Source organism: Alkalihalophilus lindianensis (genome assembly GCF_032843265.1).
Lineage (GTDB): Bacteria > Bacillota > Bacilli > Bacillales > Bacillaceae_D > Alkalihalophilus > Alkalihalophilus lindianensis.
The window spans coordinates 320,568-336,045 of the sequence record NZ_JAWJBA010000001.1 but is presented as its reverse complement, the minus strand read 5'-3'; the positions used below and the strand labels follow the sequence as shown (position 1 = coordinate 336,045).

Annotated in this window: 17 protein-coding genes; all 17 read right to left on the bottom strand. The window is 41.6% G+C overall.

Annotation, left to right across the window (positions count from 1 at the left end; translation table 11 throughout):
* Nucleotides 1-390, bottom strand: coding sequence for a diacylglycerol kinase family protein (locus tag RYX56_RS01900; RefSeq protein WP_317120448.1), 390 nt, complete (start codon nucleotides 388-390; stop codon nucleotides 1-3).
* Nucleotides 374-844 (bottom strand): rRNA maturation RNase YbeY, encoded by a 471-nt coding sequence (gene ybeY / locus RYX56_RS01895; protein WP_317120447.1) that lies wholly within the window; start codon nucleotides 842-844, stop codon nucleotides 374-376. The genes RYX56_RS01900 and ybeY overlap by 17 nt, the downstream gene beginning before the upstream one ends.
* A complete protein-coding gene (locus tag RYX56_RS01890; RefSeq protein WP_317120446.1) occupies nucleotides 841-3,012 on the bottom strand; it encodes an HD family phosphohydrolase in 2,172 nt (723 codons plus the stop codon). Before RYX56_RS01890 ends, ybeY begins: the two co-directional genes overlap by 4 nt.
* Nucleotides 3,013-3,160: 148 nt before the next feature.
* The gene (locus tag RYX56_RS01885; protein WP_439108448.1) at nucleotides 3,161-4,135 is read right to left on the bottom strand and encodes a PhoH family protein; all 975 of its coding nucleotides are present in this window, start codon (nucleotides 4,133-4,135) and stop codon (nucleotides 3,161-3,163) included.
* Complete coding sequence (gene yqfD, locus RYX56_RS01880; RefSeq protein WP_317120444.1) at nucleotides 4,135-5,322, bottom strand: sporulation protein YqfD; 1,188 nt, start codon at nucleotides 5,320-5,322, stop codon at nucleotides 4,135-4,137. The genes RYX56_RS01885 and yqfD overlap by 1 nt, the downstream gene beginning before the upstream one ends.
* A gap of 32 nt (nucleotides 5,323-5,354) precedes the next feature.
* Nucleotides 5,355-5,636: a sporulation protein YqfC gene (gene yqfC, locus RYX56_RS01875; RefSeq protein ID WP_317120443.1), complete on the bottom strand. Its 282-nt coding sequence runs from the start codon at nucleotides 5,634-5,636 to the stop codon at nucleotides 5,355-5,357.
* Nucleotides 5,637-5,768: 132 nt separating this feature from the next.
* A complete protein-coding gene (locus RYX56_RS01870; protein ID WP_317120442.1) occupies nucleotides 5,769-6,323 on the bottom strand; it encodes a YqfB family membrane protein in 555 nt (184 codons plus the stop codon).
* A 37-nt stretch (nucleotides 6,324-6,360) separates the two neighbouring features.
* The gene (gene floA / locus RYX56_RS01865) at nucleotides 6,361-7,365 is read right to left on the bottom strand and encodes a flotillin-like protein FloA (RefSeq protein ID WP_317120441.1); all 1,005 of its coding nucleotides are present in this window, start codon (nucleotides 7,363-7,365) and stop codon (nucleotides 6,361-6,363) included.
* Between the two features lie 18 nt (nucleotides 7,366-7,383).
* Nucleotides 7,384-8,724, bottom strand: coding sequence for an NfeD family protein (locus RYX56_RS01860; RefSeq protein ID WP_317120440.1), 1,341 nt, complete (start codon nucleotides 8,722-8,724; stop codon nucleotides 7,384-7,386).
* 184 nt (nucleotides 8,725-8,908) lie between these two features.
* Nucleotides 8,909-9,352 carry a GatB/YqeY domain-containing protein gene (locus tag RYX56_RS01855; RefSeq protein WP_317120439.1) on the bottom strand — a complete coding sequence of 148 codons (444 nt, stop codon included), beginning with the start codon at nucleotides 9,350-9,352 and terminating at the stop codon, nucleotides 8,909-8,911.
* 21 nt (nucleotides 9,353-9,373) lie between these two features.
* Nucleotides 9,374-9,547 (bottom strand): 30S ribosomal protein S21, encoded by a 174-nt coding sequence (gene rpsU / locus RYX56_RS01850; protein WP_003323311.1) that lies wholly within the window; start codon nucleotides 9,545-9,547, stop codon nucleotides 9,374-9,376.
* 221 nt (nucleotides 9,548-9,768) lie between these two features.
* Nucleotides 9,769-10,974 carry an ABC transporter substrate-binding protein gene (locus tag RYX56_RS01845; RefSeq protein WP_317120438.1) on the bottom strand — a complete coding sequence of 402 codons (1,206 nt, stop codon included), beginning with the start codon at nucleotides 10,972-10,974 and terminating at the stop codon, nucleotides 9,769-9,771.
* 35 nt (nucleotides 10,975-11,009) lie between these two features.
* Nucleotides 11,010-11,717 carry an ABC transporter ATP-binding protein gene (locus tag RYX56_RS01840; protein WP_317120437.1) on the bottom strand — a complete coding sequence of 236 codons (708 nt, stop codon included), beginning with the start codon at nucleotides 11,715-11,717 and terminating at the stop codon, nucleotides 11,010-11,012.
* Nucleotides 11,704-12,474 carry an ABC transporter ATP-binding protein gene (locus tag RYX56_RS01835; protein WP_317120436.1) on the bottom strand — a complete coding sequence of 257 codons (771 nt, stop codon included), beginning with the start codon at nucleotides 12,472-12,474 and terminating at the stop codon, nucleotides 11,704-11,706. Before RYX56_RS01835 ends, RYX56_RS01840 begins: the two co-directional genes overlap by 14 nt.
* On the bottom strand, nucleotides 12,458-13,459 hold the full coding sequence (locus tag RYX56_RS01830; RefSeq protein WP_317120435.1) for a branched-chain amino acid ABC transporter permease: 1,002 nt from the start codon (nucleotides 13,457-13,459) through the stop codon (nucleotides 12,458-12,460). The genes RYX56_RS01835 and RYX56_RS01830 overlap by 17 nt, the downstream gene beginning before the upstream one ends.
* A 3-nt stretch (nucleotides 13,460-13,462) precedes the next feature.
* The gene (locus RYX56_RS01825) at nucleotides 13,463-14,326 is read right to left on the bottom strand and encodes a branched-chain amino acid ABC transporter permease (RefSeq protein WP_317120434.1); all 864 of its coding nucleotides are present in this window, start codon (nucleotides 14,324-14,326) and stop codon (nucleotides 13,463-13,465) included.
* Nucleotides 14,327-14,480: 154 nt separating this feature from the next.
* Nucleotides 14,481-15,464 carry a quinone oxidoreductase family protein gene (locus tag RYX56_RS01820; protein ID WP_317120433.1) on the bottom strand — a complete coding sequence of 328 codons (984 nt, stop codon included), beginning with the start codon at nucleotides 15,462-15,464 and terminating at the stop codon, nucleotides 14,481-14,483.
* Nucleotides 15,465-15,478 lie beyond the last annotated feature (14 nt).

Sequence of the window (15,478 nt, the reverse complement as noted above, 5' to 3'; positions counted from 1 at the left end):
TTATAGAAACATCTCAAGTAAATAAGGGATAAACAAAACCAAACCGATGATGACGGCAAAAACACTATACACGAATACTGCTGATGCGGCAACGTCTTTTGCTCTTTTAGCAATCGGATGATATTCCTCCGTAACTAAATCAACTGTCCTCTCGATCGCTGTGTTCATAATTTCCAGGGCAAAAATCCCACTGACAACTACAAGTAGTATCAGCCATTCAATACGAGTAACATCAAGCCACACCGCTAAGGCAAAGACGATAATAGCTAGACAAAAATGCACTTGCATGTTTTGTTCATTTATAAAGACATGTTTTAATCCTTGAAAGGCATACCCAAACGAACGTAACAAGCGTGTGAAACCACGTTTATTTCTATCTTGTAAGCCCATATGCGCTTAAGATCTCCTCTTGACGTGAGAACATCGCTTTTTCATCCTCTTCACTCATATGGTCATATCCAAGCAAATGTAAAAATCCGTGAACCGCTAAAAAGCCTAATTCCCTATCAAAAGAATGACCATACTCTTCAGCTTGTCTTGAAATATGGGCAACAGAGATGATAATGTCCCCTAAGGCATTCGGCATCCCCTCCATCACAAGATCCATTTCGCCATCGACTTCATCATTCAGTGCAAAAGATATAACATCCGTCGGTGCATCCTTTTCACGATATTCTTTATTAATTTCTTGAATACGCTTTTCATCTACAAAGGTAATAGAAAGCTCGATTTCTCCCTCTAACTTTTCGTAATCTGCTGCACTCGTTATTAAATTTGTAATAAGATTTTCCTGTTCACTAGTAAGTGTACCCGTTTCATCATGTAGATCAATCGTCAAATTCATGCTTTTTTCTCTCCTTTTTCTTTCGAGTCATCTGGATATTCAATTCGTTGATGAAATGTGCCATTTAATGTTTCGCAAATTGTGACTGCAATTTGGCTTAATTCTTTTAAGGTAATATCTGATTCATCAAATTGACCATCTTCAAGTTTGTCTGTAATGATCTTTTTCACTAAATTCTCAATCTTTTCCGGAGTAGGACTAGGCATCGATCTCACAGCCGCTTCTACACTATCAGCTATCATGACAATGGCTGATACTTTTGTTTGTGGCTTTGGACCAGGATATCTAAATTGCGCCTCTTCTAGTTCTTCATCCGTTTCTTGACTAGCTTTATGATAGAAGAATTTTAATAAGCTTGTACCATGATGTTGTTCAGCTATATCAATAATTTCTTTTGGCATTTTATGCGCTCGCAGCAGGTCTGCCCCGTCATAAGGATGTGCCACAATAATGTTTGTACTTTTAAGGGGCGAAAGCTGATCATGCGGATTCGCCATCTTTTGTTGATTTTCAATAAAGTAGTGGGGTCTCTTTGTTTTACCAAGGTCATGATAATAAGCCCCAACACGAGCTAAAAGCCCATTTTCCCCTACTACTTCACAAGCCGCTTCCGCTAAGTTACCAACCACAACACTATGGTGATACGTTCCTGGTGTTTCAGTTAATATCTTTCTAAGCAAAGGTTGGTTAGGGCTAGAGAGTTCGATTAAGCGAGATGTAGATAAAATCCCAAAGCCAGCTTCAAAGAATGGCATAAGGCCAATGGTAAGAACAGCTGCAAGGAATCCTGAGAGAAAAGCAAACCCAACATGAAGTCCGATATCAAACCAACCACTTTGAACCGTTCTCATAAATAATAAAGAAATAATCGCCACTATGTTAATCAAGGAAACAAAGAAGCCTGCTCTTAAAATTCGTGACACACGCGTGGATTGGCTTAAATAAAACGTTCCGGCAAACGAACTCAATAGCATATAAGCCCCGTAAGTAAAATTAAATGTCCCAACTGATTCATTGTTAAAATAAATGCTTCCAATAACCGCCAATAATACACTTGAGAACAATGAAACTCTAGGGTGGATTAATAACGTTAACAACATTGCCCCAATCGCAACAGGAACAATAAAACCGATACCAACGACATCTAAATTCTCTAATAAGCTTGCCATTTTAATAAATAGCAAGGTGACGACAAAAATAAGCAAAAACAATACGAGATGACTATTATTGTGTTGGACTGTGGTCTTAGCTTCTTTTAAATAATAGGCAAGTATACCAACTATTAATAAAACTAGGAGAGCTAGCCCTATGTATGGGTAGGGGTTAAACGAATCATCAAGCAACCCAACTAATCGAAGTTGCTCATAGATCTCATAATCAATGATCTCGCCTTCTTTCACCAAGAGCTGCCCCTCACGAATCATGACAGGCTCGACTGCATCACTTGCTTCTTGACGTAACCTCTCTGTTGCCTCCATATCGTAAATATAATTCGGTATGATCGCAAATTGAGCAATCTCAATCATCGCCTCAAGTAACCTATTGCTCACTGTTGAGATCGCAAATTGCTCATCAACTGAATCTTTCACCTCTGATAAATTGCGAATGGAGATTTGTTGCTCTGTCATGGCCTCAAACACAGCATTAGCGGTCGCTTCTTGTGCGATTTGCAGTTGAGATTCGGTCGCTTCAATTAACGTAACCAACGTATCATCTGACAAATCATTGCTTGTCCCAGAAGAGAGTACTTCTTTAATATAGGCTAGTTGTTCAGATCTAATATCTTCTTCATCTTTCCCTTCTCCCATACCTTCAATGGACTCTCCCTCTTCAAAAACAACCCGCCTAACTAATTCAAATATATCGTTCGCTTTCACCACTTGATTCTCTGCATAATCACGTTTCAACTCATAAACTGGGTTAATGGCTTCTGTGGCATCACTTCTTCGCTCTTCTGTTTCGATCCGATTTTCAGTCGTAATAGGAGAGCGTATGTCTCTATCTGCTATTTGTGACAAGCGCACGTCTAACGTTTCTGGGATAATATTTCCAAGCATCGAAAGATAGAGGAAAAGCGCAAGAATGATAAATAAAATTGTTCGTATGTACCTATGATTACGCACACGTTTCCACCAAGAAATATGATCAATCGAAAAGCGCTTTCTCAAATTGTCTCACCTCTCTTTCTCTTAATAGATACCTTCATATATGTACGGCGCCTGAATCACGTAAGCCTCCTATAGAACAGAGAAGACCCCCGTCAAGCGAGGGTCTTATTGAAGCGTTCACTAAAGGTTGTGTGACCACTACTGCTTGCTATTCAACTTTCCCGGTCTCTTTTTCATACGCTTCTAAAATCTTCTGCACCAATGTATGTCTGACAACATCGGTTGCTTGCAAGTAAATAAACCCGATGTCACCCACAGGTTTCAAATACTCAATTGCTACTTTTAAACCAGACTTTTTCCCTTTCGGTAGGTCAATCTGAGTCAAATCCCCATTGATGACCATTTTCGATCCAAACCCAAGACGAGTAATGAACATTTTCATTTGCTCTTGGGTTGTGTTTTGCGCTTCATCTAAAATAACAAAGGCATCATCTAGAGTACGGCCACGCATATAGGCAAGTGGAGCTACTTCAATCGTTCCACGTTCCATTAAGCGCGTTGTTGCTTCTACTCCCAGCACGTCATGCAGCGCGTCGTAGATCGGACGAAGATACGGATCGACTTTTTCTTTTAAATCACCTGGTAAAAAGCCTAAACTTTCACCTGCTTCAACAGCCGGTCTTGTTAAGACAATACGCTTAACATGTCCGTCTTTAAGGGCCGCCACAGCTAAAACCACTGCCAAATAGGTCTTCCCTGTGCCTGCAGGACCTATACCAAACACCATGTCTCGCTTTCGTATCGCTGAGACATAATGGCGTTGACCGAGAGTTTTGGCAATGATGACTTTACCTTTTGCATTCGTAGCCACTTTTTCTTCATAAAGTTCATGTAACTCATCAAGTTGATCGCGTTTAGCTAATTCAACCGCATACACTACATCTCGTTCAGATATAGAGATACCTTTTCGAATTAACTTGACCAAACTAGCTAATACCTTTTCAACTACTATTATCCTAGAGAGATCTCCACTAACGGATACCTCTTCACCTCTTGTGACAATTGACACTTCAAGTAAATCTTCAATACGCTTTAAGTGTCGGTCATTTGGTCCGAGTAGTGCTTGTGTCTCATTTGTGTTTTTCACTTCTAGCTGAATCGACTTCATGTCTGACAATAACATCAATCCCCTTGAATGATCGGTTGTGCCGATGTGATATCTTCTAGTACTTGGTAGTGAATCTTTAATTTTACTTTACCATTCTCAAGGGCTTCGTGCAAAACTTTTTCGCCCAGGATCTCTGCATCTTCTGGCAAACGATGGACAAGCTCAACACGCGCCATCCTTTTTGCTTCTTCAACCGCTTCTTCTTCTGTATACGTTCGGTTATACGAAGAGGTTTCACGAAATTCTTTTCTTATATACTTAATTGGCAATGCCCATTTGAGAAAGTGGAACTCTTTTTGTTCATTAAATTCTTGCACTTGCTCAAAATCATGAGACCTAAGTCCCCAAAAAGGGACATCCAAATCAAAAAAAGATACATAATGACGGTTTTTGGACTCTCCAGTTAACGTTGTAAATAAGCGCTCAAGTGGTATAGACGCTTCAGATTTATACCAGATTTCCCCTCTAACATCAGCAATAGCTGCGACAATTTCTGTTTTGCCCTCTTTTCCAATTTCCCCTTTTACAAGCATGTCTCCTTTTTCAACAAAATCATTGGGCTTCACTTCTGCTTGACCATGTTCCACAAATATATCATGAATGATTGCTTTCTTTTTAGCCACTAAATTTCTCGGACTCACACGTGTCGCTTCATCAGGTAATTTTTGTTCGACTACTTCAAATTGATAGGTCGTCCCTTTTTGTCGCACCCCTACCCAAGTAGCCCCACTGACCTGCTCTGTTACCTCCCGCTGTATTTGCTCGACACTCGGTAGAGAGAATTGAAAGGTCCATGGCTTAATGCCCATTTCCGTTACTACTTGCCGTAATTCATGCTCGACATGTGGTGAGGCTCCCTCCACTTCTACTTTCCACACCATATTTGAGAACACGAGGACAATCGCTAAGCAGGTAGCAAGCCCAACGACAAAACCTGCTCTAAGGCTTATTTTTCTCATCAGTGCAGGTGTGCCCTTTCGTTCAGCAAATGTCACTTTGCAATCTGTTGTCCGTAGCAGAGGACGAATCTTTTTGGCATCTTCAATATCCATGTAGAAAACAATACGCTCATCCCCGACTCTTTTTATCTTCCAAATTGATAATCTTTGTTCAATACAACGATTTAAAAACCTCTCTGGATAGGCCCCGTCTACCCTCACTCGAACATAGCCCTTAAAAGCTTGCACCCAATTATTCCGCATTCTGGCCCCTCCTTACCATCTTTGTTATATGGTCACTCATTTAAATAAATAACTTGGTCAATACGTCCTTCAAGCAGTAACTCCTCGGGTAGGATCGTCTTAATGACAAATTGATCCCCTTTTATTAGGAGCTGTCCCTGTTTAAGTAATAACCTTAATTCTTGATTGGAGAAGCGTAATACCCCGCGGTGATTTTCTATATAAATATGTAGTTGACCGATCATGGTAATCCGTGGCAGGTCCATCATTACATCTGCCGGCAGCTGCATGTTCTTAGTCATCCATACTCTCATCTGCTGTTTGATTTTTTTCATGGGCGACCCTCCTCCTTCTCTCATTTTTATGTCAGAGAAAGGTAGGTTATCACTCAAATCTTGTGAATAAGCGAAAAATCGCTCACAAAAAAACCCGTACAGAAAAGATTCTGTACGGGTTAGATGGTTCTTTTAACGTTTTGATTGCATAAATGCTTGATGAGGATTTTTCCCTCTTGGTTTACCTAACACCTCTGCCCAAACAACTGCTTTCATTGCTTCTTGATTCGAAAGTCGATTTAATTGCAAATCAAGTTTCGAACGATTTTGGCTCGTCTCCCCTGAGTCCGGCTTAACCGTTTTTTCAAATCGCTTCACTGCATCACGCTTTTTGTCTTTCAAACGCTCATAGCGATCATACAACTCTTGCTGACGATCGATACCTTTAGAGACTTCCTCACGTGCATCAGAAACAGGTTCAAACGAAACAGGTCTAACAGTTTCCTGATTAGTTGCCTCAGGTTGAGATGGTTGCTCTTGTTTGAAGATTTCTCTCCAATCAACCGTCTCTTCTTGTTGACGTTGTCCTGTTGGGTGCTGACCACGTTGAGCTGGTCTCTCATGTCGTTGTGGGCGTTCGTCTGACTCACCACCATTAGACATTCGGTTGAAGAAACTAATGAGCCCGCCGATGACAATGATGACGAAGAAAAGATTTGACATAATCAATTCAAACAGAGATTCCACTATGTTCTCCTCCTTCCACCATTAGAAGAGAGGTGCATTATTGCCCACGCTTCTCGTTTGAGTCATCTTCTCCTGTAGCTTTACTGATCGAACCACGCATGTCTGTATCAGCCATCACATTTTGGTAATTCATGTAATCCATTACACCCATGTGCCCTTTACGCAATGCATCTGATAGCGCCATTGGTACTTCCGCTTCGGCTTCGACGACCTTCGCGCGCATCTCTTCGACTCTTGCTTTCATCTCTTGTTCTTGCGCTACAGCCATTGCACGACGCTCTTCGGCTTTCGCTTGAGCAATCTTCTTATCAGCTTCCGCTTGGTCCGTTTGTAGTTCCGCACCAATGTTTTTGCCGATATCAATGTCTGCGATATCAATCGATAAAATTTCAAATGCTGTACCTGCATCCAATCCTTTTGATAAAACTGTTTGCGAGATCATATCTGGATTTTCAAGAACTTTTTTGTGGTTGTGAGCAGAGCCGATCGTCGAAACAATCCCCTCACCAACACGGGCGATTACTGTATCTTCACCAGCACCCCCGACTAGGCGGTCGATGTTTGCACGAACCGTAATACGCGCTTTCGCTTTCACTTCAATCCCGTCCATCGCTACACCGGCAATGAATGGAGTTTCAATTACTTTCGGGTTAACACTCATTTGAACCGCTTCTAATACGTCACGTCCAGCAAGATCAATTGCAGCCGCTCGCTCGAAACTTAAGTCAATGTTTGCACGTTGAGCTGCAATCAATGCATTAACAACACGGTCAACATTACCACCTGCTAAGTAGTGACCTTCAAGCTTAGATGTGCTTAGGTCAAGACCTGCTTTCACCGCTTTAATTAACGGGTTAACAACACGTGCTGGGATCACTCGACGTAAACGCATCCCCACTAATTCAAAAATACCAATTTTGACTCCTGCAGCTAATGCAGAAATCCACAGCATGACTGGTACAAAAGTAAAAAGTACCGCTAGGAAAATAATTAAAACCCCTAGTCCAATTAATAAACCAATACTACCTGGATCTAATACCATTTTGTTTCCTCCTTTAAATTATAAGTTCTCTTTTACCTCACGAACGACAATCCGTGAACCAGATGTATACACAACCTGGATTTTCCTACCCTGTTCAATATATCCTCCCTCAGATACAACGTCAAGGCGTTCTCCATCAAAAACAGCGGATCCTGATGGCCTTAGAGGTGTTAAGGTTTCCCCTTCCATCTCCAGTAATTCCGCTCTGGTGTGGTTTGTGATATACCCCTTCTCGCTGCTTGTAGAGTCTGTGAGAATTAATTTTTTCCACGGGCCTCGGTTTCCGAAATACCTAAAGATAAAGACGGTTCCAATTGCGGTTAAAATAACGGCAATAAAAATCGAGATAACCATGGAGGACATTGAAAACGATGCTAGGAGCATCCCTCCAATAACCGCCCCTATCCCAAGGACCCCGAAGATTCCAAATCCAGGGATAAAGATTTCAATCATAATAAGTAAAAAGCCTATTCCAAATAACAAAATCGATTCCCATCCGGCAAACCCTGCAAAAAGATGTCCAAAGAAAAACAACCCCAGTGCAGCTAACCCCATAAAGCCAGGGACTCCAAAACCTGGTGAGTATAATTCAAGAACAAGCCCTAAACTCCCGATTGAAAGCAAAATTGGAATAACGATCGGATGCGTCACAAATCTTGCAATTTGTTCAGCAAAACTGACTTCCATCTCTCGCTCTGTTACTTGGTCTAAATCAAGGTGCTCCATTAATTCCGCACGATTTGAAGCAACCGCTTCAGCATAACCAACTTCTAATGCCTCACTTGGTGATAGAGTTAAGAAGCGCTCATCAGTTACTCCAAGTTCAGGAATTTCAACGGAGCGATCAGCCATAGCAAGTGCATACAGAGGATCCCGGTCATTTAATTCTGCGGCAGCACGCATTTCAGCAAGCCAATACGATTGTGCTTTTTCATCGGCTGCATTTCCTGCCCCATCAATGACACCAGCAGCACCCATAGTCGTACCTGGAGCCATCACAATTTCATCAGCATTTAAGGCGATATAAGCACCTGCTGATATAGCCTCTTTTGTAACAAAAGCAATAATAGGAATTTCCGTATTTTGCATGAGTCTCGCAATATCACCAGCCGCGTCAACCGCACCACCAGGGGTATGGATTTCTAGGACAATATAGTCAGCCCCTTCATCAGCAGCCGCTTGAAAAGACCGTTGCATAAAAGCAGCAAGCCCTCTTTCGACTGTTTGTTCAACAGGTATGTAATAGACGACCGGATCATTGGTTGGAGACGTTTCACTATAAACGAATGATTGTAGGGGAACTAAAAGCAGGGCCACCACAATGAGTAGAAGAGACATTCTTAATCGAAACGTATTCATCACGCTAACCTCCTTTCTTTTTTAGTCATACTCCCTCTACGTAGCCATCCCTAAAAAGTTTCAACTTTTTTTAAAATGTAACGTCATTTTAACACGAATAAACAGTTGACTTCCACTTACAGCATGATTCATCAAAAAACGCCTCGCTTCTATATAGATAGAAACGAGGCGTTTGTGTCATTAATTATGATAAGTGTTGTTGCACAAGACGATTCACAAGACCACCATCAGCTTTACCTTTAACCTTAGGCATGATAGCTCCCATGACCTTACCCATATCTGCTTTGGTGGAAGCACCAACTTCTTCAATCGTCTCTTTGACGATCTCAGAAACTTCTTCTTCAGAAAGCTGTTCTGGCATATAGTCTTCAAGCACAGTAATTTCATCACGTAGCTTGGAAGCTAAATCTTCACGGTTTGCTTGTTCAAACTCATGGAGGGAATCCTTGCGTTGTTTCAGTTCGCGATTCAGCACCGTAAGGCTATCATCGTCCGTCAACTCACGTCCGAGCTTAATCTGCTCGTTTTGCAACGACGACTTTACCATACGGATGACAGAGAGTTTTTGCTTGTCTTTATTCTTCATCGCATTCTTCATATCTACGTTCAACCGTTCAAGAAGATTCAATGAATACACCCTCTCACTTCTTTAGAACTTACGTTTTCTTGCTGCTTCAGATTTCTTCTTACGCTTAACACTAGGTTTTTCGTAGTGCTTACGCTTTTTAACCTCAGCCAACGTTCCTTCTTTAGAGAGTGATCTCTTGAAGCGACGAAGTGCAGCATCAATCGATTCGTTTTTGCGAACACGAGTTTCTGCCATTATATTTCCCTCCCTCCGAAACAACCAACTCAAACGGCACATCCATCCGAAGTGCACGTCTTTTTAAATTATAATATAGCATTTTTAATAGGTCAACCCAAAATTTACTTAATTCCGCGTTAAAGTAGGATTATGCGATACTTTTTAGCTATTTTTAAAAAAATAATTACTTATTTAAAAGCCAACCTCATATGAAATGAAGTTGGCTCCCCTTTTAAAACTTATTCTTCTATTAAGACAATCTCACCATCTTCTATTGCAGCAATTGATGCCATCCAATCAAAGCCGTTATTTTCTACACCTGTTAAGTGCCAAACAAACTTGTCTTCATCTAGAGCTTTTACACCAGCATCCATTTGTGCCATGATCGCTTGCGGGTCCTCTACTGTTCCTGCCAACTTCATAGCTTCCACAATAACGTACATAGCTTGGTAGTTAAAAGCAGATTCTGCAGTAGGTACACGGTCTACTTGCTCTTCAAAGGAGGAAATGAAACTCTCAGCCCCTAGAGCATCACTATTTAAAATAGGCAACATTCCAATTGCACCCTCAATATCGTCATAGTTTCCAAGAACCCCGTCCATTTCTTCGAATTTCGCTTGATCCATCACCATAAATCCACCTTCAAATCCAAGGTCCCTTGCAGCTTTCATTAATAAGGCCGTTGGCTCAGACGGCCCCCCGACAAAAATGACATCAGGATTTTGATTCAATGCATTTGTCACAATCGGGAAAAAATCTGTGTCTTTTCCAAAATCAACTTCACCATCATACACTACTTCCCCACCATGCTCTTCCCAAACTGGAACTAATTCTTCCGTCCAATCTTTGCCGTATTGAGTGGCCGTCGGAAGTAAGGCTAATTTTTTACCAAAACGCTCTTGTTGGTATTTCACAAAAGGTTCTGGGTATTGATCATAAGCTGGTGGAATACGTAATGTTAGTTCATTACCTTGAGTAAGAATATCAGGTTCACTTGTGTACGCTGCAATTAAAAAGTCTTCTTGTTCATTAAAGACTTGTGTTGCAAAGACTCCACCACTGTGTGGCACAAATACAATTGGGGTATCATGCTCTTGCACCAGTCGTCGCGCATTCGTTGCTGCTTCATTTGGAAGATACATATCATCATAAGTCACTAGGTTTAATTTATATGTCGTACCTTCTACTTCAAATCCCCCAGCCTCATTAATCTCATCAGCCGCCATTCTAACTCCACTGACAGTATTCTCACCATAAAATGCCGCTGGACCGCTTAATGGACCAGTATAGCCAATGTTTAAAATTTCTTCTCCTCCACTTACTTCGGGTAGCTCTTCCTCGCCTTCAGGAGCAGCCTCCCCATCGCCTCCTGTTGTTCCACTCGCACAAGCACCTAGTAACATTGACACAACAACCGCACCAGAAATCAGCCAACTTCTCTTCATTCTCAATTCCCCCATTTTTTTAATTTATCGAAACCCTAGGCGCCAATATACGCTTTGCGAATTTCTTCATTTTCAAGTAAATCCTCTTTGGTCCCTTCAACACTAAGGCGACCATTTTCTAATACATAGCCTCGTGTCGAGATCGATAGTGCTGCATACGCATTTTGCTCAGCTAGTAATACAGTAACCCCTTCTTTATTCACTTCTTTTATAATGGAGAACATTTGCTCAACGATTAATGGTGCAAGCCCAAGCGATGGCTCATCTAACAAGAGAAGTTTCGGTTTAGACATTAGCGCCCGACCAATCGCCACCATTTGTTGCTGACCACCACTTAAACTCCCTGCAGATGCGTTGCGCTTTTGTACTAAATCAGGAAAAAGTTCATAAACGTAATCCAATTGAGTTGCGATGGCTTTTTTATTTCGTTTATAAGAATAAGCCCCCATTTTTAAATTGTCTTGAACGGTCATTTGAGAGAAAAGCATCCGCCCTTCAGCACATTGAACCACCCCACCTGCTACAACTTGAGCAGGTGACTTACCAATGAGTGACTTCCCATTAAAATGCAATTGACCCTCAGCAGGTTTCACTAAGCCACTAACTGTATGAAAAAGCGTGCTTTTACCAGCTCCGTTAGCCCCAAGCAGTACGACCAACTCCCCGGCTTCTACTGTGAGATTAATCGACTGTAGCACACGCTCGGGACCATGAAAAACGGTAAGATCCTTAAGCACTAACATGACTATTCCCCCCTAAGTACGCTTCAATCACTCGTTCATTTCCTTGTATTTCTTTAGGTGTACCTTCCGCGATCAGCTCACCGTGATTTAGTACAATGATATGATCAGCAAGGGACATAACCATCGGCATTTTATGTTCAATTAAGCAAACCGTTTTTCCATGCTTCACCATTTTTTTCATTAATTCTGCTAGACCGTCAGTTTCATCAGGATTAACACCTGCAGCTGGCTCATCAAGCAGGATAAGCGTAGGGTCAGTCGCCAGTGCTAGGGCAAATGCGACTCTTTTTTGTTGTTCTTGAGTAATTTGGGCAACTGATTCATAGGCAAGGGAAGATAACTCCACAAAATCAAGAGCATCTTCTGCCTTTTCTAAGCAACGTTTCTCTTCTTCTTTCTCCCTCTTTGTTCTAAAAATGGCATCAAATAAACCTGATTTTGTTCGCAGCCTATGACCGATGAGTACATTTTCAAGAATGGTTGCTTGTTCGAATAAATGAGTGGTTTGAAAGGTACGTCCTACTCCAAGCCTGGCAACTCGATCAGCTCGCATCGTTGAAATATCGTGCCCTAAAAACTCAATTTGGCCAGTGGTTGGTTGATGAAAACCACTAATCAAGTTAAAGAAGGTTGACTTGCCTGCTCCATTTGGTCCGATAATGGCTGTGATCTTTCCTTGTTCAATATTGGCACTTACGTCTTGAACAGCCGCAAGTCCGCCAAATTTCTTGGTTAGACGGTCAATCGTTAACAGCATGCTCTTTTCCTCCTTTGGCATGTTGAGCTTGGAGTATCTGCTTTTTCTTTGCTCTTTTGGCCTTCCACATCAAGTACCCTCCAACAATTCCTCTTGGGTAAAATAAGATTAAGAGAACAACAATTGGACCAAATACAAGCATTCGAAATTCTTCTAAAAACTGAAGCATTTGCGTGAGAAGAACAACAATGAACGTACCAATTAAAGGGCCGGCTAATGTACCAATCCCACCGACAAGCAAGTAAAGTAAAATCTCAAATGCTACATGTATGTCAGCCATTTGCGGACCAATAAATCGCACGTAAGACGCATACAACGCCCCAGCGAGAGCGGCAAGTCCTGCAGAGATTACAAAGGCTAGCAATTTATTTCTCATCACGGAAATTCCTAATGTTTCAGCTAGCTCTTCGCTATTACGAATGGCTACAAACGTCTTTCCGAGCAAGGAATGGAATAAGCGATACATAAAGAAAATCGTCAGCAGTAAGAAAAACAACATCAAGTAATAATAGGAAGTTATGGATTCAAATGTTAGTGGGCCAATAGGTGCCGGATTCGGAATTCCAATTAATCCCCTCACACCTCCTGTTAAGTCTGATTTATAGATCAAGAGATAGATCAGAAAACCGACTGACATTGTATAAATGGCAAAGAAATGAGATTTTGTTCTTAGTGCGATTAGACCAATAAAGAAACTAATGAAAACAGTGAGAGCGATGGCTAAAACGAAAGCTAACCAAAAAGGTACGCCTCCTTTAGTTGTTAACAAGCCTAGCCCATATGCACCAATTGCAAAGAATCCAGCATGAGCAAGCGAGAGTTGCCCGGTGAGCCCCGTAATCGTGTTTAATCCATATACAGCAATCGTCCAAATAAAAACGAGAATTAAAATTTGTAGATAATATTGATTTGGCATTAGAATCGGAAAAAGAATAGCGATTAAAAGTAAGGCTAGGAGAAGATAAGTTTTTTTAGATCGTTTCATTCCTTACCTGACCCCCTTAGCAAATAATCCATTCGGTTTCATCGTTAAAATAAGTACGAGAAGCACAAAAGCAATTAAATCTTTATAATCACCAGAGATATAAGTAGCTCCAAGACTCTCTGCCATCCCTAAGATATAACCTCCAATGATCGCACCTGGAATACTCCCCATTCCACCGATGATGATAATAACAAAGGCTTTCATGATTACCAGATTCCCCATACTAGGAAAAACGAGATTAATAGGTGCGGCTAAAGTGGCAGCCGCAGCAGCTAATCCGCCAGCAATGGCAAAGGTGAGCATTGATACTCGAGTCGCATTAATCCCTACTAGGAAGGCTCCATTGCGACTTTGAGACATGGCAACAATTGCTGCTCCCGTCATTGTTCTCGTTAAAAATAAATGCAATAAAACCATTAAGAAAACAGCAGCCACTAAAACGAGTAAGCGTTGCATTGTAACCGTCAGTCCGAATAGTTGAATCGTATCCCCGTATGGAGTCACCATTCTCTGGTACTGACTCCCCCACATGTACTGAGCAAACGATTCCAGAAAAAATAAAATACCAATTGAGGCAATCATGATAGGCAGTGGATCTTTTGAATCAAGGCGACTAAACACTAGTCTCTCCATCACCACAGATAATAAAGCCACAATCAACACAGCGATGAGGAGTCCAATCCAATAATGCATACCTAAAGCAGTCATAACAGTTAAAGCGATATAAGCCCCCACCATGTACAATGCCCCGTGAGCAAAATTAGGTACATGCAAGATCCCAAATACTAGCGTTAACCCTAGAGCCACAAGGCTGTAAACGCTTCCAACAGTAAGCCCATTTAAAATTTGTTGAAAAAAGAGCTCCACTTCTTCTCCTCCTTTAGTTAAACTGCCTGACCTTAATTAACATACCTACTAGATAGTATCTATATAAGTGATGTATGCTCATGTCCAAAGAACTATACCGAAAACACTACATAAAAAAGCCAGACTTACGCGTTGAAGTCTGGCTCTCTAGGTGTTATGGCTTTAATATGAGCTTACCTGTAGTTTTTCTACCTTGCATTAAGCTATGAACTTCAGCTGCTTCCTCAAGTGGATACGTTCCACCTATTTGGAGCTTAAGCTGACCACTCCCGACATAACCTAGTAACTCTTTCATACTAGATTGCAAGAGTCGTGGCTTTCTCATGATCTGCGGGAGGAAAAAGCCGATAACAGATTGATTACGCGCCATTAGAGACGAAGGGTTAAACGGACTTTGTTCTCCACTTGCTACCCCGTAGACAACAAGTCTTCCAAATGTAGCTAAACACTTTAGAGTATCAATAAACACACGTCCCCCAGCCATCTCTAGAGCAACGTTGACTCCTCGACCATTCGTTGCATCGAGTACTTGCTCGTACCAGTTGTCTTCTGTGTAATTGATTAAAACATCCGCTCCAAGCTCACTAGCTAATTCTAATTTTTCAGGAGAGCTTGCTGTTGCAATGACCTTACCAGCGCCCATTAATTTCGCGAGTTGAACAGCAATCGTCCCAACACCCCCCGCAGCCGCATGTACGAGTACCGTATCGCCTTCTTCAAGCTGACCCATCGTCTTTAAAATATGATAAGCACTTAAGCCTTGCAATGGCAAAGCAACGGCTTGCTCAAAACTTACCCCTTCTGGAATCGGCATTAAGCCTCTATCATCAGCAATTGAGTATTCTGCATAACCAGTCGCTTTTTTTGAGCCAAGAAGTGTCACTACACGGTCGCCCACTTTAACAGTGGAAACATCGCTCCCTATTTCATCTACCACACCAGCCACTTCTGCTCCTGGAACAAACGGTAGAGGTGTCGGTACAACGTATTGACCCTCACGCCTTGCAGTATCTGCGTAGTTAACCCCTATTGCTTCAATCTTGATAATGACTTCATTTGCTTCTGGTTTTGGTAGCTCTAAATCCACCATTTTTAATACTTCAGGTCCACCGTAAGTCGTAAATTGAATAGCTCTCATATCTTCATATCCTC

Coding starts and splice junctions, on each gene's coding strand:
- RYX56_RS01860 (WP_317120440.1), bottom strand. CDS start 8,724: ATGAATACGTTTCGATTAAGAATGTCTCTTCTACTCATTGTGGTGGCC.
- RYX56_RS01840 (WP_317120437.1), bottom strand. CDS start 11,717: ATGTTAGTGCTTAAGGATCTTACCGTTTTTCATGGTCCCGAGCGTGTG.
- floA (WP_317120441.1), bottom strand. CDS start 7,365: ATGGTATTAGATCCAGGTAGTATTGGTTTATTAATTGGACTAGGGGTT.
- RYX56_RS01885 (WP_439108448.1), bottom strand. CDS start 4,135: ATGTTATTGTCAGACATGAAGTCGATTCAGCTAGAAGTGAAAAACACA.
- yqfD (WP_317120444.1), bottom strand. CDS start 5,322: ATGCGGAATAATTGGGTGCAAGCTTTTAAGGGCTATGTTCGAGTGAGG.
- yqfC (WP_317120443.1), bottom strand. CDS start 5,636: ATGAAAAAAATCAAACAGCAGATGAGAGTATGGATGACTAAGAACATG.
- RYX56_RS01900 (WP_317120448.1), bottom strand. CDS start 390: ATGGGCTTACAAGATAGAAATAAACGTGGTTTCACACGCTTGTTACGT.
- RYX56_RS01830 (WP_317120435.1), bottom strand. CDS start 13,459: ATGAAACGATCTAAAAAAACTTATCTTCTCCTAGCCTTACTTTTAATC.
- rpsU (WP_003323311.1), bottom strand. CDS start 9,547: ATGGCAGAAACTCGTGTTCGCAAAAACGAATCGATTGATGCTGCACTT.
- RYX56_RS01835 (WP_317120436.1), bottom strand. CDS start 12,474: ATGCTGTTAACGATTGACCGTCTAACCAAGAAATTTGGCGGACTTGCG.
- RYX56_RS01820 (WP_317120433.1), bottom strand. CDS start 15,464: ATGAGAGCTATTCAATTTACGACTTACGGTGGACCTGAAGTATTAAAA.
- RYX56_RS01845 (WP_317120438.1), bottom strand. CDS start 10,974: ATGAAGAGAAGTTGGCTGATTTCTGGTGCGGTTGTTGTGTCAATGTTA.
- ybeY (WP_317120447.1), bottom strand. CDS start 844: ATGAATTTGACGATTGATCTACATGATGAAACGGGTACACTTACTAGT.